Raw genomic sequence first — 18,945 nt, 5'->3', positions numbered from 1 at the left:
TTGTGCATCCTGCGCGGTCACCAGATTATTCTCTTTAATGAAGGCGCGCAACTGTTGTTTATCCCAAAGTCCCATGTGTTCTCCCAACCTTTCTACTATGTTTCATTTTAATAGTTTTGGGAGTTTACACAATCTATTTTACAGACTCTGCCGCGTTTAATCTGTGGTTGTGAACATAGCCTGTAGTTCAGCCCGAGCCTGGTCAAAGCCGGTATGGCATCGGGTTGCGAAACGTTGGTTGTAGCCCTCAAACTGTGCAACCAAAAACTTCTCCAACGCTTCCTCGTGTGGGAATTGCTCTTTGCGCTTGGTGTATTTCTTATTCTGTTTGTTAAACGACTCGATGAGATTCGTAGAGTAAATACTTCTCCAGATGGACTCTGGAAAGCTGTAGAACGTGAAGATATAGGGGTTTTCCTGCAGAGATTTCACAACCTTGGGATAGCTGGATTTCCACTTGGTACAAAGCTCATCTAGAGCGGTCTTTCCTTGTTCTTCGTTCTCTGCACGGTACACGGTTTTAAAATCATTGCAGATCTCAAGCCGGTCCGTTACACGTACTTTGTGGGCTATGCTGCGTGAAACATGGACGCAGCAAGACTGGTACTTCGCCCGAGGATAAACTTGTTCAATGGCAGACACAATGCCCTTTAAACCATCGGAAATAAAGAGAAGAACCTCTTCGGTGCCGCGTGCTTTCACGTCTTGAAGCAATTCATTCCATATGTAAGCAGACTCTGTCGGAGCGATGGTGTACGCTAACACCTCTTTAGAGCCGTCCTCACGAATGCCCACGGCTAGATAGATGGCTTCTTTCGAGACCGTTTCCCGTTTCACAGCCACATAAGTGGCATCGATATACACGCAAACATAACGTTTAGCCAGCTGGCGTGTCGTTAAGGCATCGACATGTTCAACCATGGTTTTGGTCATATTTGATACGGTTTGCGGCGTATAGTGATGCCCATACATTTTCTCAATGAGGTCAGCAATCTCCGTCATCGTCACACCTTTCTGGAACATGTGAATGACGAAGGCCTCCAGCGTGTCATTGGAGCGCTTGTACGGAGCAACGGTTTGCTGTTTAAACTCTCCATTTCGATCTCGGGGAATGTTGAGTTTCAGATCTCCATATTCGGTGTGCAACGTGCGTGTGTAGCTTCCGTTCCGAGAGTTCCCTGAGTTTACACCTGCACGATCATATTTCTCATCATCTAAAAATGCGGTGAGCTCAGTTTCTAACAACCGATTCATAGCCATCTCCAGATGATTGCGAAAAATTTCGCTCACATCCTGCTTTGTGACTAGAGCCTGAACTAAATCTGATGTAAAATGATTCATAGGGAAGACCTCTCTTCGAATTGTTGTGTGGTAACTCAATTCTACAAGAAAAGGTCTTCCTTTTTCTATTTATCTATTTACACATAATATTTTACGCTCTCGAATCTTTTTGAAGATGGCGATTTATATCCTACAACTATGGATGAAGACGAGTTACTTTGTAAAATGCGTAACGAAATAATCAACTCATAATGGAGACTGATGTTTTGTACTATAACCTTGATTGGCTCCGTGCCTTTCAAGGTGTTTTTTTGTAATATTGAAATGACTGTAAGTACCACTTCTAATTCTCCAGTATATCACTAAATATTTCTTCGGTTTGATTGTCCTGCTTAAATTCGCGAGCAGCTTCTTTAGACTCAGAGATTAAACTTTTTACAGCTCCCCGAAGGGCAGCTTGCCGCTCACGAAATTTGGTTAGAAGCTCGTCACCCTCGACACTGAAAATTGAGACTTCCGGCATGAAATTTTTTGGGACTCATGAGGACTTCGGCATCTTTTCCGGTTAATAGTAGATATGGTAAAAAGATAGTTATCTAATATACGGAGAGGTTATACGATGTCGAGAATACTGGTTCCCCCTGAAGTACTGATGCAGGCAGCGGAGCATTTCAAACACGGTGCTAATCAACTAGAGGGAATGAATAATGCGCTGCGCCAAAGCATCCACAAGATGTCGATGGAGTGGGAAGGAATGACCCGGGAGCGTTTTTTCGGTGATTTCCAGAAGGCCTCCCGAGAGATGAAGCAGACGCTGGAGCATATGCATGAGGTTCAGTTAGAATTAACACGTGCAGCTATCAAGTTTCAGATCCTTGACGGCAGTCTGGATCCGAACTGCGTGAACCCGGAGTTCCTGCCAGCAGGGATAACGAATAACTTTATCATGTGCGGACCGGACCAAATCATGCCTGCCCCTAAATCCATTGGAGATGAAATAGATGGGTTTTTAAAGGGAGCAGGCTCGGGAGCTAAGAGGATATCCAACTCTATTAAAGAGACCGCCGTAAACCTCTATGAAGATCCTATTAATACGGCTGGCAGTATGTTTTATAATGCGACAATTGGAACAGCTGAGTACATCATTAACACTGCGGTGTGGGGCGCAAAAATGACTTTTGACGTTGGTAACACACGCGGAGACTTCGACAAGCAGATGGCCGGCATCCAATCTGAAATTGATGAGAAAGGCTGGTCCGCTTTCCTGGGGCAGCAAACCGCGATGGGGCTTAGCGCCTTTATGATGCACCGGGTGGGGATTAAGCCAAAGCTGAATATGCCTGAGGGCGGAAGCAGCGGCGGGAGCAACGGAAGCAGCAGTAGTGGTAGTGGTGGTAGTGACAGTAATCGAGACGGCACTGGAGACAGTTCGGACAATGGCGGTAAAGATGGTAAGCCGGATGATGAGAACCCGGAGGACAAGACGGGGAATGAGGGTACGGGTAAAGCCATGGGCAACATGATTAACGACATAAGAACAAAGACACCAGATCAATTGCTCAAAGAAGGCTGGAAGGATGTAACAGATCCAAGGAAAGCCCAGAATACCATGTCTCGGGAATATTATAATCCTGAAACAGGTGTAAAAATCAGTTATGATCCAGGAAAGAAAGGTGCTACAGGATTTGAAGCGGTAGACCATTACCATGTCCACAATCCGAATTATACCGATAAAAAAGTTGATTATTATTTTGATATTGACGGGAATCCTGTGGGTAAAGGTTCGAAAGCTTCTCATATTGTAATAAAGGACGGTGAGTAAGTATGAAAATAACTACTTTTATTGAAGAATTCGATCTGCATGACAGCCTATTAGAAAATATTAGTATTAACGGCGAGAAACTGGTTCTCGATATCGATCTCTGTAATTGGAGACAAAAAAATTACAGTCCCGAGGAAGATGAAATGAAAGTAATTAAGGTTACTTTTGAAAATGTACAAAATTATCATTTAGATTCAACAAATGATACGGTAGATTCCGATTCAATCTTGGAGATCAGTTGTACGGATGTGGATTCTTCTTCAACGTCGAAAGACATAAAAATCGTCTTTGAAGGTGAAGGAGATATAAAAATAATGACATTTAGAAGTGATAATGTAACCGTAGAGTAATTAATATAACCTTGATCGAGTGCTCGTCACTCAGTCAAGGTTTTTCTTTTGCCCTATATTACCCTCATCCTTAAACAATAGAACGCGCTAAAATCGAAACTCGTGCGCTAAAAAGGCATACTGAATCAGCAGATGAGAAATAGATCGTATTTGAATACCGGTAGCTCATGCAAGATTTTTAGTCACAAATACACAAACCTCATGCGCATAGGGCTTATTTCAAATACAGTACCTCATGCAAGTAATTCGGAAACGAAATTCACCCCCATGCTCATAATTTGGACCCCCCTTGTCAGCAAAAGGCCGATCTCATACAATCTCACAGAAGCAGGTGACATGCTGAATAGCAAGGGTTACAGCAACTTGAAATGCTGTAACCGAGGGGGAGGAAACGATGCAAAATGTCGTTGGTTATGTCCGGGTTTCAACTCAGGGGCAAGTCAAAGACGGTTACAGTCTGCAATATCAGGTTGATGAAATAACCCGATATTGCCGGGAAAACCACTGCAATCTGCTCCGAATTTACGAAGATCGGGGAATTAGTGGGGCAAAAGTCGATGAAGTAGGCTTGACCGTTGAACGTGAAGGGTTGCAAAACATGCTTGCCGACATCAGCCAGTTGAATATTCAAGGAGTTATCGTATTGAATACTTCGCGTTTGTGGCGTTCGGACATGGCAAAGGTATTGATTCAGCGGGAATTGAAGCGGAACCAAGCCGATGTGAAGGCGATAGAGCAGCCGAATTATAGCATCTATGCGTATGACCCGAACGACTTCTTGGTCAATGGAATGCTCGAATTGCTTGATCAGTACCAACGTCTTGAGATCGCGTTGAAGCTTGGCAGAGGAAGAAGGAAAAAGGCAGAGCAGGGCGGTTACGCAGGCGGAGGAATCCCCTTTGGCTACAGAGTGATCAAGGGCAAGAAGCTGCTCATTGTCGATGATCGAAAAGCCGAGATTGTCAGAAGGTTGTTTGAACTGAAGCAGCAGAACTCGCATTGGACATTAGCTCAATATGCGAAGCAACTGAACAAGGAAGGTTATACGACTGACCAAGGCAAATACTTCACCAAAGTGCAGATCAAGCGGATTTTTGATCATGAACTTACATATCGAGGGATATATTCATACGGCAGTATTGAAGCCACTGGTCAGCATCAAGCCATCATCTAAAAAGTTTTTCGGTCTGCTTAAAAAATAAGCGGACAATTCTATATGTCAACTGAAACGAAAGAATGGACTGGCTGGCGTCCCAATGCGGGTCTTCGGACTAACGCTCGAGCTGAGGTTGCCGACATTCTTTCCATCTCATTGACATGGAGGGATTCGATGCGTCATTACAAGGAAAAGCATATTTATGTCGGCGTGGATTTGCACAAGCATACCCATACTGCTGTCATTATCAACTGCTGGAATGAAAAGCTCGGAGAAATTCAATTCAACAATATTCCGAATGCGTTCCCGGACTTTCTTCAGCAGGTAAAAGGTTATGCCAAAAGAGGCGTAAACCCGATCTTTGGTCTTGAAGATGTTGGTGGATACGGGCGTTCTCTTGCCGTTTATCTGCTTGAACAGAATCAGAAAGTCAAGGAAGTCAATACGGCATTATCGTTCGCCGAACGCAAAAGCTACCCAACCACGCAGAAAAGTGATAGCTGGGATGCGGAATGTTTGGCAAAAATTCTGCTGAACAAGCTGGACATCCTGCCAGATGCCAATGTTCAAGATGTATATTGGACAATGGGTCAGCTTGTATCACGAAGAACAGGCTTAATAAAGTCGCAAATCTCGCTCAAGAATCAACTTCATGCGCAACTCAGTCACCACTATCCGAGCTACAAGAAGTTTTTCAGCGATATTGACGGCAAGTGTGCGCTTGTCTTTTGGCATACGTTTCCTTCACCACAATTGCTCGAAGATATGACAGCGGAAGAACTGGCTAAAGTGTTACGGAAAGCAAGCCATAACACCTGCTCCACGAAGAAAGCGGAGGAAATCTTAACTCTGGTGAAACGCGATGGCGATACCACCCGAGATTACCAACATTACCGAGATTTCTTGATTCAAAGCTTTGTTCGGGAATTACGATTTAAGCAGGAAGAAATGAAGAATATTCATGATGAGCTAAGGACTCTGCTCGCTCAATTTGATTACAAGCTGGAAACGATGCCAGGCATCGACCTTGTTACAGCGGCGTACTTGATCGCTGAGATCGGAGACATTAACCGTTTCCCAAATCCAAATAAATTAGCGAGATTCGCAGGAGTCGCCCCGGTATTATTCAGTTCGGCGGGGAAAGGCAAGACGATGAAGAGCAAGCAGGGCAATCGTATCCTCCACGGTCTATTCTATAACCTTGCCGTTCAACAAGTTCAAGTAGCCAAAGGCAGCCGCAAGCCGAGAAATCCTTTCTTTCATGAATATTACCAGCGGAAGATTGCCGAAGGAAAGACGAAAGGGCAAGCATTGGTATGCGTGATGCGAAGACTTGTAAACATCATCTATGGCATGATGAGGAACAAGACAAAGTTTGTTTTACCGGATGTAGAGGCGATAGAAAAGCATGTCGGATAAATCGTATAATGGTGGTAACTGGAAGGAATGTCGGTGCCGCTTTTTCATAAAAGGAATCAGCTTTACAACATAGGGGACGGGAGAAGCTGGTAAACCTGTTGTAGATAAAGAGAGATGGCTCGGGAATCTACAAAACACAGACAACTTTAAACAAGGAACTAAAGAAAATGGATTAAACCATATTTTTAATGGGGAAATACTCAAAAATGGGAATGCCAATGGTTTTCATTATGAAGGGATGCCAAATAGTAATGGTAAAATTGTCGGGAATGTTGACCCACCTAACGAGTTTGGTGTTTATCAAGCCAATGTTGAAATTAATGGAGTACTAAAAGGACCTAAATCTGCATTTTTTCCAAAGGAATGGACACCACAACAGGTAATAGATGCAATAAATGAAGCTTCAATTAATAAAGTAAATATAAAAAACAATAAATATACTGGGAAAACAAGAACGGGAATGGAAATAGAGTTTATTTTAAGAAATGACAAGATAATCTCAGCATACCCAATATACTGAATTGGAGGGTATTTCAATGATGACAAAGTATACTTATAAATTGAAATATATGGATGAATTTAATATTGTAGTATTGGATTTTGATGAGGAAAAATCACTAGAATTCGCCAGTATGATAAGTGATCCCTTAGGATCTGATATACCTTGGAGATTCAAAGATTTAAAAAAGGATATTGAGAATTATCTTGATTTATTGAGGGGGAATATACCCGAATATAGACATGGAGGAAATGCATCCAGCGTTATATCTTATAAAGACTATACAATAATTGAAGATCCATTTTATGATGAGGAAGAAGATGAAATTGAACCGATCTGTAAATTAGAGACAGTTGAATTTGTGAAGATTATATTGATATGGGCTCACGAAACTTATAAATATAAAAGCGAGAGGGGAGTAATTGCTTTTGAAGAGGCAAATATGGTTAGAAAGTGGATTGAACAAAAAATGATAGAAGTTAAGAGAATAGAAAATGAATTTGTAAAATAGCTTGTGTAAAGCCATTTAAAGAGTCTGTCAATAAGTTTGTGTAGTGCGGCCGGGCAAGGTCTTTCCCTGAAACCACTGGGTATGCCGTAGAAGCGACAACCACCTTGCGTCGAATGGCTTACAATCCTCACCCCGTCAGGCGAGTTTATATCCTTAAGCCTGGAAGCAAGAAGAAGAGACCGCTGGGCATTCCAGCCAACGAAAATAAGATTGTTCAGTTGGCCGTGAGTAAAATCCGTCGGCCATTTACGAACAGGACTTTCTGAACTTTTCATTTGGATTTCGACCAGGGCTTGGCTGTCACGACGCACTGCGAATGCTAAATACGCCGATCACGAAGAAGAAAACGAACTGGGTTGTGGACGCGAATACGGATATATCTGTTTTCTTTGACCATGTTGATCATAGCTGGATGATGAAATGCCTGGAGGTTCGAATCAAGGACCGCAAACTGTTGCAACTGATACAGCATATGGCGTGTGTAAACCAACTGTCCATCAACACGTAAGAAGCTTGCATGCCTGTCGAAAGCGCTCGATCGATCATCGCGGGGACTACTTCAGGTGCGGGCAGGAGTGCCTCCATCCGTCTTTTGTAGCCGGACGTCCGCTGATCGATACCGTCTATAATTCCATTCACTTGCGACTTGAGCGAAGCGAGCAAGGAGAAGTCGACGGGGATAAACGTGTGCCCATCTGACCAGCCCAGTGTAAGCATTCGAAAACCTTTGTAGTAACAGCCGCTCGCATGGTCCTTACATCTGGAAAGCAATGCAACCGCCTTGCTGCGATTACGTTCAAACATAGAATCATCGACTATAATGACGGATACCCGATCGGCGCTATGATTTAAGAAACGATACACGGTGTCTTTCCAGGGAACGTTGCTCCCATACCGCTTTCCAGCAAACGAAACCAGTTTTTGTGATGAAACAAGAGAACAAAAACGAGCTGAAATAAATTCTTCTTAAAGCCCGCTGTTTTCAAGTGCTGCACCACTTTTAGTTCTTTAAATGCCGATTTAATTTCATTTTCATTTAGGAAGTTGATTCTGATGGACGTTTTGCTCTATCATTTAGAGGACACCTCTTCTGTATGGTAGTGATTGTTCGACACTCTCACTTTACCAAATGAAGTGGTGTTTTTCTATTTCGTAACTATATACGCGATTTCTCCAGTTACATCATGCATTTGAGTCGATTAGAGTTAAATGAAATCGCCGATAATGATATTTATTTGAAGCACACTATCAAACAATTATCAAATAAAGCAGGGATTCTCATTAAATGCAACCGACATCGGATGTTGGGCTTATAGTCAAGCACTGAATTTGAGGTTGAGCCATAATTCATGGAAATATTTAAACAGTAGTTATATAATTAATACAGTATCAACCAATTAATACATAATAGTAGGAATTGGGGAGGGATTATTTTATGAAGAAAAGAAATGCTTTTGTTGCGACATTATTTTTAGCACTGGCAACAACAGGAGTAACTGCTTTTGCTTCATTAAGTACAACTCAGGAGAATGTAAGTCCTGAATCTAGGGTAAAAGAAAGTCTTCCAATTAATAATCCTTTTGTAGAGGATCAATTGATAAGCCCATTGGTTATTGATACAAGTAACCCTATTGGCGATAAAGTATCGGAAGGCGCAACTGTACAAAAATACTTTACTGTAAATACTGGATTTGGCCATATTAAACTTTTCATGAAAAACTATAGCAGTAAACCAGTGACCGTTAGCTTAACACATAATTATACTAAGAGAATATATTTCTCTAGAGTGATGGAAGGAAATAGTTTCTTAACATGGAAAGATTTTGAGGAAGGTTACGAGCAAGGGATGATTGGTGGAGACTATACGCTTCAATGGAGCGGTGGCGGTTATAATGTTAATGGTGAATTCTATGGGAAAACTGGTTCAGCCATTTCGGATGTTAGAGATTGATTCAATTTTTGTTGCTCAAAAAGCTCCCGATTACCGGGGACTTTTTTGCCTAATCATCAAATGATTTGTGAATAGAGTGAACCATAAAGACTATGTATAACCAAGTCTGTTTATCAACCAGAATATGTTAATTAAATTAATTTGTACTCGAAAGCAATCAGACGATGTATGCGGTATCGTCTATTCAGCCGGTAGTCTATCCAGAAGCAGCAAATGAGCTAATCGAACAAAAGAAAGAATAGCATGACGAGGTAACTCTTCATTAACCTAATAAAGTCGGGGTTTTTCAAAGATTCGCATACAGGGCCATCATGCCTTGCGCCAATCGTTTCCGTGACGCCAAGTGGCTATCCATTTTGAGCCCGTAGGGCGACATGCAGTTTAACCGCAGCCCGTTCTCCGTGGTAGGGAGCCCAAGGCAAGCGAGTTATTCCGACGGTCATCGCAGTAGAATCGATCAGCAGCAATTCTTTCGGAAAAGTCAGCTTTCGACGGGTTTCAAGATTACATTTGCGGACAAGCAGTTGAAACAGTTCTTTACATACAGCAAACGGCACATCTGCTGCATTACCGGAAAAACAGGAATAGTGAACTTGAGACAAGCCGCTACAAGCGGCATGATCCGCACCGAAACGGTACCCTGACCATTTTTCAAATAAAATGATGGACCGTGAATTTTCGCGCCTTATCTAGGTAGCCCTCCGTTTGGACGATGGATTCGACTTCATCGGGCGTAAGAACAATTTGTAGGATGGGGAGAATCGTGTTGGTATTTTTCATGGAGTCGTCACCTTCCGATTCGTTTGTAGGGGTACGAACATTTTACCGGTTTGACGACTCTGATTAAGTGGTTAATCAACAGGCCTATTTTTCTGCAAAAGCTTCAATTCGGTTGATTAACGAGTTGCCACTGCTATAGACTTCTTTAAACTCCTCAGATTCAACATTACGGAAAAGTCTTACTATTCCGGGTCTAATCATGTTTGACATAACAATTTAAAGGGAGTTGTTGTGAATGAAGAATAAGTTATTTACTTTACTAATCGTGTTTTTTTTAATAATGAATATAGGATGTTCAAGACAAACAGAAATTAATTCCTCATTAGACATTTCTCTGTTAAATTATAACAATATAAAAAAAGGAGATCATTATTATTTGGAGTATGAAATAAACATAACTAATAATGCTGATGCAGCAATATATATTGAATCAGTTAAGCCTCTAATCAATAACATAAATGAGGATTTAACGAATCAAGTAAATAAAGAAGTAAAACCAAAAGACTCTATAAAAATTGAAAGCTCTGTTCTCTTACCATCAGATAAAAAATTTGAAATCACAAAAATCGTCATAAAAAAATCCCAGGAATTTATATTTAAAAAGTAGGCTTTGGTGATTCTACGTAACAAGGACATATTGATCTGATAATCTTCAATGATGTACAGGAAATTTAATATAAAGAAACAGTGTTAAGCTATTTGATTATTTGAATTGGAGGCAGAGTGAGCTAGCAGCTGCAATTAAAGACTTTTTAAGTGCTGAAGATATGGATAATTTTGAATTAAATCTCTATAATTTCTAGTCGCTCTTAACTTTAATTTGTCCACGTCTCCTTTAAGAGCAAGAACATGCATTTTTCGATGACAATTTGGGCAAAGTGCAGCCGTGTTTTCTAAAATGTCAGGTCCATTATTAGATCGCCAAACTATGTGATGGGATTCAAGGAACGGATGTCCATGAGAATCTCTAAAAGGAGCGGGTTGGTCGCACAATTGGCAGATACCATTCGCAACTAATTTGGTAACAACACTTACCGCGTCATTTCTGCTATAGGACTTGGATTTAGAAGTTATAACTCGATCTACTTTATTGTTTAGTGCTTTCATTAGTATGCTTTCAAAAGGCAACAATTTGAGGAGTGATTCCGCCTGGTTATCGGAAGGTTCTTTCTCGAAAATTTCTGGCATTCTCCTTAATACTGCACCGGCTTCAACCAGTGCATTTAATGCGAGTTCTGTAGTGCCGATTGTGTAGTGGCTTTTTGAATCAGGATTGCGCAGAAAATATTTGTCGGCAAAGTGTTGGGGAAGAATCAGTTGAAACCCATTTCCCTCTCCATAAGCAACATAGAATGTTTGTTGACAAGAATATACGACCGCATTCTCCAAATGTTTTTCAAAGTTAGTTTTTGAAACACATCGATAGATCGTTTTGAAGCATACAAACGCCTTCCCATCGATTCGACGTTTCTCCGCAATCTGCTCAGGTGACCAGGTTTGATTCAAATCTACCTGAAGCTCTTCCGCTAATGACGTCGAGAATTTCCCTTGCGGCTTACTTGCCAATCTTCGTTGTTCGGAAGCCTGGCGCGATATTGTGGCGGTATACTTCTGCTCCTGGGGACTCCGCTTGATCTCTCGGGAGATGGTTGAATGGTGTCGGCCGAGTTGACGGGCAATGGCTCGGGCTGACCACCCCAACCGCTGTAATGCCTCTAGTTGCCCTCGTTCAATTATGCTAAGATGGGAGTAGCTCATGTTGGGTCCTCCTGTAAATGGTGTTGTGGTGACTTCCATTTTACAGAAAACCAACATGGGTCTTTTGTTTTTCTAGGTGTCGCACTTCATATTACAATCCGTCTTATAAAAAAAATTAGGGGCGAATTATCTATGTCTAATGAGAGTAAAGATTACCAAGAGCATAACTACAGTGAATTTATATCAATAAACAATGAAGGTAATAAATTCTTTGATAAAAACAAATCTAAAGTAACATGGCATGAAGAAAAAAATAAATTTTCGTCAATGTATGAGGCACAAGAATATGTATCGAGTGAAGTTTATCCTGAAATTCTGCAAAGTTCTAATGGGTATAAAACAACTGACCCTAAACTAGCCTTTTCTCTTCTATTTGAATTAACAAAGATAAAAACACATGGGATTTTAAACAAAGAGATCCATGCAGATATTGAAGTAATAGATGAGCAAATATATTATTTGGTTTGGACTTCCAATGAATAATTCAAGTCCTTTCAAAGTTTAAACAGGTGGAAAACATCGAGACCAGAAGGTGGGTCTGTCAATATGTTTGTATAAACTCCAAATCAAGAGTACTGGATCCTAAACGAATGAAGGCATTTTTAAGCACGGATGTCGCACTGGCAAACGAAGAAATTCTAGGCTATTACAGCAAGCGCTGGGCCATTGAAACCTATTTCCGAACCGCCAAGGTTCAACTGTCGATGGATCGCTACCAAGTTTGTTCCACTGAAGCGATTGATCGTTATCTGACGTTACTCATGTTCGCTTCGATGTGCTGCATCTATGCTGGGCAGACGAGTTTAATCCATGAAATACAACGAAATACAACGCTATCGCTCACAGAAAAGGCAGAGCATAATAGAGTATATTTACTACCAAACTCAAGCCGGGGCTACCTTAGCTCAAAATTAAAACGGAGCTCAGAACTGCATAGGGATCCTGTCGGATCTTTAAACTTAAGTTGTTATTGGCAAGTACAGTATTTTAGTTAAAGAACATGACTTTGTAAGAGTCGGATAATAACTAGCGAAAGTAGGAAATTCAGGATTAAACAGCGAACCTCATCTTCATATTCACGCTACTAAACAGGAGCCTGATAATGACTATTTTAATGAGACATCAGTTCCTATCACCTTTCATGGAAGTTATTTAAAGTGAAATAATTTACTCCTCAATTAAAAACGTATTTTTCGTTGTATGGTGAAAATTACCTAGACAAGGTGGTTGGAGAATTGTTTATTAAGCCCTCTTATTTTTGGAACATAGTGTTACGTATCATAGCTTTTGCTGCGGGTATAGCTAACCCGTATTTCAATACCCCATTTAAAATTATTGTATTTATTCTGGTTTGTATCGCAGGTATTCTGGATTCAAATCCAGGAGGGCGTTGGCCAAAATGGGTTACATCCCCTGTCGCTTTTATTATAGGTTTGTTAATTAGCTATCTTCTATATTCATTGTTTCAGTAATTCGGTTCACTCTTAATGATAGTGCACTGCTTCCATGGTTCTTTATTCACTATCTGCCTCTTGCTTGAACACGATGGTGATCTGTACGGACCACTGAATAACTGATGAGTATACCGATCAATCTTAGCTAGATCGAGTTGTTGTTCATGCGTGAACATTTTGAGTATGATTCTGAGGGTCAGGTAAAGTTCATTCAACTAATAAATCCACAACGACGGGTACGATCTGAGCCGAACCAAGTCCGAAAATGGTTCTAGTAATGTCAACATCTTTACTTGCTCTCTCCTTCGCACTAACTCCGATTTCCGCATTTGAAACCACTCAAAACCCGGTGGATAGAGCTGTAGTTCCAACTGAGTCTCAAGTAATTATTCCAAGCCAGGTTGATGACGGAACTGATGAGACAATGGGTGTAAAGAAATCAGTTTTTGCGTATGCTCTTAAATATGGTGGCGAACTCCTGGAAGAGCTATTGGAATATTTGGGTAAAAAAGAGTATGCTGATTATGTAAAGGAAAACCGTTTATCTATTGCGAACTTCTTAGAGGAAACTGAACTGGTAGTTGATTTTTACGTTTATCGCATTTTAATTAATTTATAAGGTGTGGGAATGGAATGAGTGTAGATGAACAACTTGAGCTTTTGAAGTATCAAATCAAGCTCATTAAAACGATGGTTGCCTCGGATGAACATCCATATTTCATGTTCCTACTTGATCATGATTTTTCTGAAAGACAAACCCGATCTTTGAATGACATATTGTACATATTCAACCGCCGATTAGGTGAACTGTCCACGATCAATGATGAGAAGATGGAACTTTTTCATAATGAAAAAATAGAGGAGATTAAGGAGCGTAATAAATTCTTTTCTGTTTCTGATGATTTCTTATTGAGTGAATCTCCACCAACATATGAAGAATTCGTATTTCTCATGGAATTGATTGCTCCGGCCGATGTTAATCCGTCATATCTTTTAAGATCTCTTCAAATGCAGAACATGTATGTGAAACTTTGTGAATATTTACTGAGTCAAAAATAAACAAAGAGGACTCTGTCGATTAAATCGATAAAACCTTTTTTTGTTAAATAAAAGAATATATGTTCTCACATAATGATAAAAAAAGCAAACAAGGGTTCTGTTATTTGGAGGGATGAACATGCCAGTTAAAGGGGTGTTTAGATTAATAGTATAGTGAAAATATGGATTTCCTTTACTGTGGTGCTCTCGATTTTGGGTATCTCTATGTTCTGGCCAAGGTAAGTTGATAATGAATTCCCTTTATTTTCTGATTGTGATCAACGCAATATTGTATTGCGTTTCATTTTAAACGATGAGATTAATCTCTATTTCCTTGGCATCCTTGATTGGTTTGATTCATTACTGTATTTCATATGGGCTGTTATTTACACGCAGCAAAAGGTAGGACGTGCAGTAATACAGGATTTGCAGATGTTTTTCCATATTTATTCCCAACGAAAGTACAACACAATAACCTATAGATAGAAGATGTATAACCCAATAAAGGGGGGCAGACATCTTCTTTTTTGTTTGACTCTATCGACCACTTGAAAAATGTCAAGTTCTTCAGTGGCGCAATCATTTTCGATGTTATGATGTCATATATGTGTGATATATTTTCTTAGATTAAATTAAAATAGTCATTGAAATTAGAGTGATTTAACTTTATAATCCCCTTTAAGTCATGTTATCTGACACTAAACAAAAAAATAAAGGGGGGGGCAATACGCAAAATTCAACTTATGTGTCATATTACATTACATAAATTTCGCGTAATACCTCGCTATATCTATTAATCCGTGATCAGGAACTTAAATACTCTCAAGAGGATGGTGCGAAGTTGAAAAAAACTCTTTTTAAGAACAAGCTTTATATGACGGCAGCTCTCTCACTCTCACTTTCACTTTCTATTTCCGCAATTTCAATGCCTTTGACTGCACAAGCAGCATCTGCGTCTGTTGTTGACGATAGCTGGGTTGTAAATTACACGAAGGCGCCAACTGGCCTGGACACTGGCAGCGTACGCAGCACAGATTCCCGGGCGCTGATGGGCTTTGGCGGAATTCGCATGCACGTCATTGGCTCCGACAATTTGCTGGATGGCGTGCTGCTTCGCGGATTTGGACTTACCTTTGATGGCGTAGACACATACTCAAGCACCAATGCCGTTACCATTGACGGCGTTGCCGTAAAGCGTGAAATCAAGCTGGATAAAAGTAATAACTCCGGGCGTTTCTTCGACACCTTCACAAACACAACCAATGAAACTATTTATGTGGAGGTCGCCTTTGGCGGTCAACTTGGCTACAATACGTCAACCAACCAAAGCGCAATCTCTACCACATCAAGTGGAGATGCAACGATCGACAACACCGACCACTGGGTGTCCTTCTATACTCCCTCCGACGGTGAAGGATCGGCCAGCTTTAATGGACCTTCAGCCACAACGATTGGCACAGGCGGATTTGTGGGGAGCTTGAATCGCACAGGCAATTTCCTTCGCGATCCCTTCACCAACCCATTAGAACGGACAGGGGATGAAGCCAATCATTATGGACTAATTTATTCTTTGGAGCTTCCGCCTCAGCAAACTCGCTCACTGGCCCATTTCGTTGTAACAGGCCAATCCGAGGTATCCGCCGAGCTTGCTGCCGGTTCACAGGTCAAGCTGGTGCAGACTGTTGCAGAAGAGCTGTCCGAGCATCCTGACTTCAGCGATTTACCGACAGGCGCAGTATGCAGCCTCAGCAACTATGATCTCGACGCTCTGGTCACTGCCAGTGTCATCGACGCAGATTGCGACAACACAGATATAATGCTGCCGGGCGCCGCAACTAATCCCGTCACTACACCCATTGTAAGTACAACCTCACTATACGATGTCACTGGTAAAACCATTACGGAATTGCTGGCTGATATGGAATCTGGCAAAACGAACGCACAGCAAGTTACGAAGGCTTACATCGACCGTATTGCTGCGTATGACGAGGGACCGCTTGGTCTTAACTCGGTCATTATGATTGCGCCGGATGCGATGCAGCAGGCAAGAGAAGCCGACCTCGCTCGCGCCAATGGAGATACGCGTCCATTGCTGGGCATTCCTATTTTGGTTAAAGATATTATCGATACGAAGAACATGCCAACAACCGGCGGCTCAGACCTGTTCCGGGATTATCAGTCGCTTGAGGATGCATGGCAGGTTGCAAAGCTTCGTGAAGCAGGAGCTATTATTTTTGGCAAAGCAAATCTTGCCGAATTCGCCCGCGACGGCCACTTCAGCTTTAGCGCATTTGGACCGGTTTGGAACGCATTTGATCCTTCAAGAAGCTCCATTGGCTCCAGCGGAGGATCGGCAGTCGCTGTGGCATCCAGCTTTGCGGCAGCAGCATTAGGCACGCAAACAGGCGACTCGCTGTGGGGACCCTCGGGAGCTGCCAGCCTGTTCAGTCTGCGTGGAACCGATGGCATGCAAAGCACGGCAGGCACAATGCCGCTTACCATTATTCAGGATTACACGGGGATGATTGCCCGTTCCCTTCCCGATCTCGCCTTGCTGCTGGAAGCAACCGCGATTGGAAACCCGAACGATCCCTATGATGATGTATCCGACGGACATCGTCCAACGGATTGGCAATCCTTCCTGCGTGAGGATGCGCTTGAAGGCAAGGTAATAGGCGTTCCGGCAGGAGCCTTTGATGACCCGTTTGGCACAAGTGGCACAAGCGACGCCATGCGCGCACAATTTGTTCACTTTGTTGAAGCAGGCGCAACCATTAAAGAAATTAGCGCCCCGCCAAAAGCGCCAACTCGCGACTTTACCGGCGACACCCGTTATGAAGGCTGGAGTCAATGGATTGAGGCTCATCCAGACAATCCGTATACAGACCCTACCCAAATCATGAATCCAACCTCAACCTATACAGGCGCAGGCGCAATGACGGAGGAAGCACTTCAGGCATTCGAGAACTACCGGGCCAACTACCGCGAGCTGCTGCACAACTGGATGGATGAAGAAGGCGTTGACGTTCTCCTCTTCCCTACAGAGCTGAGCGATATTCATCTCAACGATTCCATTCAGCCAAGCTTTGGCCGTCTTGATCCGCAGTCCTCTGCTTCCGGCGTACCTACTGTTATTTTCCCTGCCGGGGTCAACGATCATGATCAGCCGATAGGCTTTCAATTGCAGGGCAAAGCCTATTCAGATGGAGATTTGATGGGATATGCCTACGCATACACAGCTCAATCCAATGGACATGTACAGTCCAGCCTGACGCCTTCGCTGACACCATTGCCAGAGCTGGCGGCATTTACAGATATTTCAAATCACTGGGCTGTGCAATATATTAGCGATCTTGTTGCTGACGGGGTTGTGAAGGGAACCTCTGTAACCGAGTTCTCGCCAAGCCAGGCTATGACAAGAGGGATGTTCGTCACCCTGCTTGGCCGAATGAATCAAGTTAGTGATGAAGACGGAAGTACGTCATTTACCGATGTAAACAGCAGCGCCTATTATGCGCCTTATGTCAAATGGGCCGAGCAAGCTGGCATCGTAGCCGGATTTGCGGATGGGACGTTTGCACCTGGTAAAATGATTAGCCGTCAAAACGCAGCCGTTATGATTGATCGATATTTGTCTTATAAAGGAATTACAGTATCAGGTTCTCAAGAAGCCGTCGGCTTTGCCGATCATAGCGATATTGCAGCCTATGCGGCTGACGCGGTTCAAACCGTGCAGAAGCTAGGCATCATGAGCGGCATGCCCAATAATCGCTTTGCGCCAACGGGCAACATTCTCCGCAGCGAAACGGCCAAAATTATATCTATCGTGCTAGATCTGGAGCAATAAATCTTCTCCCTGTCTTCACCTGCGGCAAAAAGCCGGAGAATGCCGATGTACCGGCATTCTCCGGCTTTATCCTTTGTCCTATGAGGCCGCCACGCTTAAAGCCTGTAGATTCGCTTTATTTTTCTGTCAGACAAAAATCCGCAAGCCGTCCACTCCCTTCAGAGTGTCGTGCTTGCGGGTTTTTGTTCATTTCTTGATACACTCAGTCGGGCATTGCGATGACTTCAAAACCATTCAATAAAAAACGTTACTTCTTGCTACATAAATCTGTTATTAAGTAGAATAAGGAATTTTCAGGAGGGGGCGTTAAACACTTGGTTCAATGTATGAAACGATATGTAATGACTTTTGCCGCTGTTGTTGTCACTTTTGTTGGCCTCACAGGAATTAGGATTGATATTCATGCCTCAAGCGCAGATCCATTGATAAGTACTGTACCAAAGTCGATAAAAAAATATGTACACTCGATCAATAGCGAGGATTGGGAAAGCTACGTAAACAGCTATTCTCCAGATCGACGATTAACGAATTTTCCAAGTGAAGCACAACGTAACAGCCGTACAGGAATTCTCTCGGTGAAATCCATTGAAATTTCAGAAATTAAAGAGATATCCGAGAAGGATATACATGAGGTTCAGCCCTATTTTAGCGAGATCGATAAAGGGTTGTATCAAGGCGTCAGATATTTTTATGTCGGGCTCAATTATCATGTGCATCACGAGAATGAGTTTTTCTACAACGGGGTTAGGTATGAAACCTTTGCTGTTGGTACATTACATGGAGAGGAATACATTCTTGGAAATGAGTTTGTTTATAATTTTGATCCACTTCAATCATCTGGATATGCATTTGGTTCAGCCGCTGAACGTGAAGCCATCATTAGGGAGGAAAGAAGGCTGGGAGGTAACAGCAAGCCACCGGACAATGGAGAAATACAACCTCAACGTGTGGTCAGTTCCATCATTATTTCATTCACGAACCAGAATCATACCATAGGTCTTTGGACAATTTTGCGAGAGCATATCCAAGAGATTATGAAAAAAGCCAAGCCACATGCATGGAAGTAAGTCATGCAATCA

The 18,945-nt window shown here is 42.2% G+C and carries 16 protein-coding genes and 3 pseudogenes; 14 read left to right on the top strand and 5 right to left on the bottom strand.

The window, feature by feature from the left end:
- Both JJQ72_RS20865 and JJQ72_RS10825 read right to left on the bottom strand, forming a co-directional pair.
- On the bottom strand, positions 1–75 hold a 75-nt coding region (locus JJQ72_RS20865), incomplete at its 3' end, for an oxidoreductase (RefSeq protein ID WP_481856838.1).
- Positions 76–156: 81 nt separating this feature from the next.
- Positions 157–1,341 (bottom strand): IS256 family transposase, encoded by a 1,185-nt coding sequence (locus tag JJQ72_RS10825; RefSeq protein WP_138224134.1) that lies wholly within the window; start codon positions 1,339–1,341, stop codon positions 157–159.
- Between the two features lie 559 nt (positions 1,342–1,900).
- On the opposite strand from JJQ72_RS10825, the gene JJQ72_RS10820 reads away from it, so the two are divergent.
- The 6 genes and pseudogenes from JJQ72_RS10820 (at position 1,901) to JJQ72_RS10795 (ending at position 7,038) form a co-directional block, all read left to right on the top strand.
- A complete protein-coding gene (locus tag JJQ72_RS10820) occupies positions 1,901–3,103 on the top strand; it encodes a WXG100 family type VII secretion target (protein ID WP_138224136.1) in 1,203 nt (400 codons plus the stop codon).
- 2 nt (positions 3,104–3,105) lie between these two features.
- A complete protein-coding gene (locus JJQ72_RS10815; protein WP_138224137.1) occupies positions 3,106–3,453 on the top strand; it encodes a hypothetical protein in 348 nt (115 codons plus the stop codon).
- Positions 3,454–3,847: 394 nt separating this feature from the next.
- Entirely contained in the window at positions 3,848–4,627 is a 780-nt protein-coding gene (locus JJQ72_RS10810; protein ID WP_208203676.1) for a recombinase family protein, read from the top strand.
- Positions 4,628–4,783: 156 nt separating this feature from the next.
- Entirely contained in the window at positions 4,784–6,028 is a 1,245-nt protein-coding gene (locus JJQ72_RS10805) for an IS110 family RNA-guided transposase (RefSeq protein WP_208203675.1), read from the top strand.
- A 175-nt stretch (positions 6,029–6,203) separates the two neighbouring features.
- Positions 6,204–6,548, top strand: a pseudogene (locus tag JJQ72_RS10800) (EndoU domain-containing protein); the annotation flags it as partial.
- 19 nt (positions 6,549–6,567) lie between these two features.
- Positions 6,568–7,038, top strand: a complete 471-nt coding sequence (locus JJQ72_RS10795; protein ID WP_208203688.1) for a hypothetical protein — start codon at positions 6,568–6,570, stop codon at positions 7,036–7,038.
- A 474-nt stretch (positions 7,039–7,512) separates the two neighbouring features.
- Here JJQ72_RS10795 and JJQ72_RS10785 read toward each other — a convergent pair.
- Positions 7,513–8,112 (bottom strand): annotated as a pseudogene (locus JJQ72_RS10785) (transposase); the annotation flags it as partial.
- A gap of 361 nt (positions 8,113–8,473) precedes the next feature.
- Between JJQ72_RS10785 and JJQ72_RS10780 the strand changes: the two are divergent.
- Both JJQ72_RS10780 and JJQ72_RS10775 read left to right on the top strand, forming a co-directional pair.
- Positions 8,474–8,989 (top strand): hypothetical protein, encoded by a 516-nt coding sequence (locus JJQ72_RS10780; protein ID WP_208203674.1) that lies wholly within the window; start codon positions 8,474–8,476, stop codon positions 8,987–8,989.
- Between the two features lie 1,015 nt (positions 8,990–10,004).
- Positions 10,005–10,376 (top strand): hypothetical protein, encoded by a 372-nt coding sequence (locus JJQ72_RS10775; protein WP_208203673.1) that lies wholly within the window; start codon positions 10,005–10,007, stop codon positions 10,374–10,376.
- A 134-nt stretch (positions 10,377–10,510) separates the two neighbouring features.
- Here the strand turns inward: JJQ72_RS10775 and JJQ72_RS10770 are convergent, their stop codons facing one another.
- Complete coding sequence (locus tag JJQ72_RS10770) at positions 10,511–11,197, bottom strand: HNH endonuclease (RefSeq protein ID WP_481856837.1); 687 nt, start codon at positions 11,195–11,197, stop codon at positions 10,511–10,513.
- A pseudogene (locus JJQ72_RS20860) lies at positions 11,189–11,527 on the bottom strand (transposase); the annotation flags it as partial. The gene JJQ72_RS10770 and the pseudogene JJQ72_RS20860, both read right to left, overlap by 9 nt.
- Before the next feature lie 132 nt (positions 11,528–11,659).
- Between JJQ72_RS20860 and JJQ72_RS10765 the strand changes: the two are divergent.
- From JJQ72_RS10765 to JJQ72_RS10740, 6 genes are all read left to right on the top strand, one after another.
- Positions 11,660–12,010, top strand: coding sequence for a hypothetical protein (locus JJQ72_RS10765; protein WP_208203671.1), 351 nt, complete (start codon positions 11,660–11,662; stop codon positions 12,008–12,010).
- A 107-nt stretch (positions 12,011–12,117) separates the two neighbouring features.
- Positions 12,118–12,522, top strand: coding sequence for a transposase (locus JJQ72_RS10760; RefSeq protein WP_208203670.1), 405 nt, complete (start codon positions 12,118–12,120; stop codon positions 12,520–12,522).
- A gap of 736 nt (positions 12,523–13,258) precedes the next feature.
- The gene (locus JJQ72_RS10755; RefSeq protein ID WP_208203669.1) at positions 13,259–13,600 is read left to right on the top strand and encodes a hypothetical protein; all 342 of its coding nucleotides are present in this window, start codon (positions 13,259–13,261) and stop codon (positions 13,598–13,600) included.
- A gap of 14 nt (positions 13,601–13,614) precedes the next feature.
- Positions 13,615–14,040: a hypothetical protein gene (locus JJQ72_RS10750; protein ID WP_208203668.1), complete on the top strand. Its 426-nt coding sequence runs from the start codon at positions 13,615–13,617 to the stop codon at positions 14,038–14,040.
- 820 nt (positions 14,041–14,860) lie between these two features.
- Positions 14,861–17,866 (top strand): amidase family protein, encoded by a 3,006-nt coding sequence (locus JJQ72_RS10745; protein ID WP_208203667.1) that lies wholly within the window; start codon positions 14,861–14,863, stop codon positions 17,864–17,866.
- Positions 17,867–18,180: 314 nt separating this feature from the next.
- The gene (locus JJQ72_RS10740; RefSeq protein ID WP_208203666.1) at positions 18,181–18,933 is read left to right on the top strand and encodes a hypothetical protein; all 753 of its coding nucleotides are present in this window, start codon (positions 18,181–18,183) and stop codon (positions 18,931–18,933) included.
- Positions 18,934–18,945: the final 12 nt, after the last annotated feature.

This window comes from Paenibacillus sp. F411 (assembly GCF_017582705.1).
Taxonomy (GTDB): Bacteria; Bacillota; Bacilli; order Paenibacillales; family Paenibacillaceae; genus Paenibacillus_AQ; species Paenibacillus_AQ algicola.
The sequence above is the reverse complement of the archived record's forward strand: the minus strand, read 5'-3'. Positions and strand labels throughout refer to the sequence as shown.

What these genes read in the sequence shown, in the direction of transcription:
- JJQ72_RS10825 (WP_138224134.1), bottom strand. Translation starts at nt 1,341, where the DNA reads ATGAATCATTTTACATCAGATTTAGTTCAGGCTCTAGTCACAAAGCAG.
- JJQ72_RS10820 (WP_138224136.1), top strand. Translation starts at nt 1,901, where the DNA reads ATGTCGAGAATACTGGTTCCCCCTGAAGTACTGATGCAGGCAGCGGAG.
- JJQ72_RS10815 (WP_138224137.1), top strand. Translation starts at nt 3,106, where the DNA reads ATGAAAATAACTACTTTTATTGAAGAATTCGATCTGCATGACAGCCTA.
- JJQ72_RS10810 (WP_208203676.1), top strand. Translation starts at nt 3,848, where the DNA reads ATGCAAAATGTCGTTGGTTATGTCCGGGTTTCAACTCAGGGGCAAGTC.
- JJQ72_RS10805 (WP_208203675.1), top strand. Translation starts at nt 4,784, where the DNA reads ATGCGTCATTACAAGGAAAAGCATATTTATGTCGGCGTGGATTTGCAC.
- JJQ72_RS10795 (WP_208203688.1), top strand. Translation starts at nt 6,568, where the DNA reads ATGACAAAGTATACTTATAAATTGAAATATATGGATGAATTTAATATT.
- JJQ72_RS10780 (WP_208203674.1), top strand. Translation starts at nt 8,474, where the DNA reads ATGAAGAAAAGAAATGCTTTTGTTGCGACATTATTTTTAGCACTGGCA.
- JJQ72_RS10775 (WP_208203673.1), top strand. Translation starts at nt 10,005, where the DNA reads ATGAAGAATAAGTTATTTACTTTACTAATCGTGTTTTTTTTAATAATG.
- JJQ72_RS10765 (WP_208203671.1), top strand. Translation starts at nt 11,660, where the DNA reads ATGTCTAATGAGAGTAAAGATTACCAAGAGCATAACTACAGTGAATTT.
- JJQ72_RS10760 (WP_208203670.1), top strand. Translation starts at nt 12,118, where the DNA reads ATGAAGGCATTTTTAAGCACGGATGTCGCACTGGCAAACGAAGAAATT.
- JJQ72_RS10755 (WP_208203669.1), top strand. Translation starts at nt 13,259, where the DNA reads ATGTCAACATCTTTACTTGCTCTCTCCTTCGCACTAACTCCGATTTCC.
- JJQ72_RS10750 (WP_208203668.1), top strand. Translation starts at nt 13,615, where the DNA reads ATGAGTGTAGATGAACAACTTGAGCTTTTGAAGTATCAAATCAAGCTC.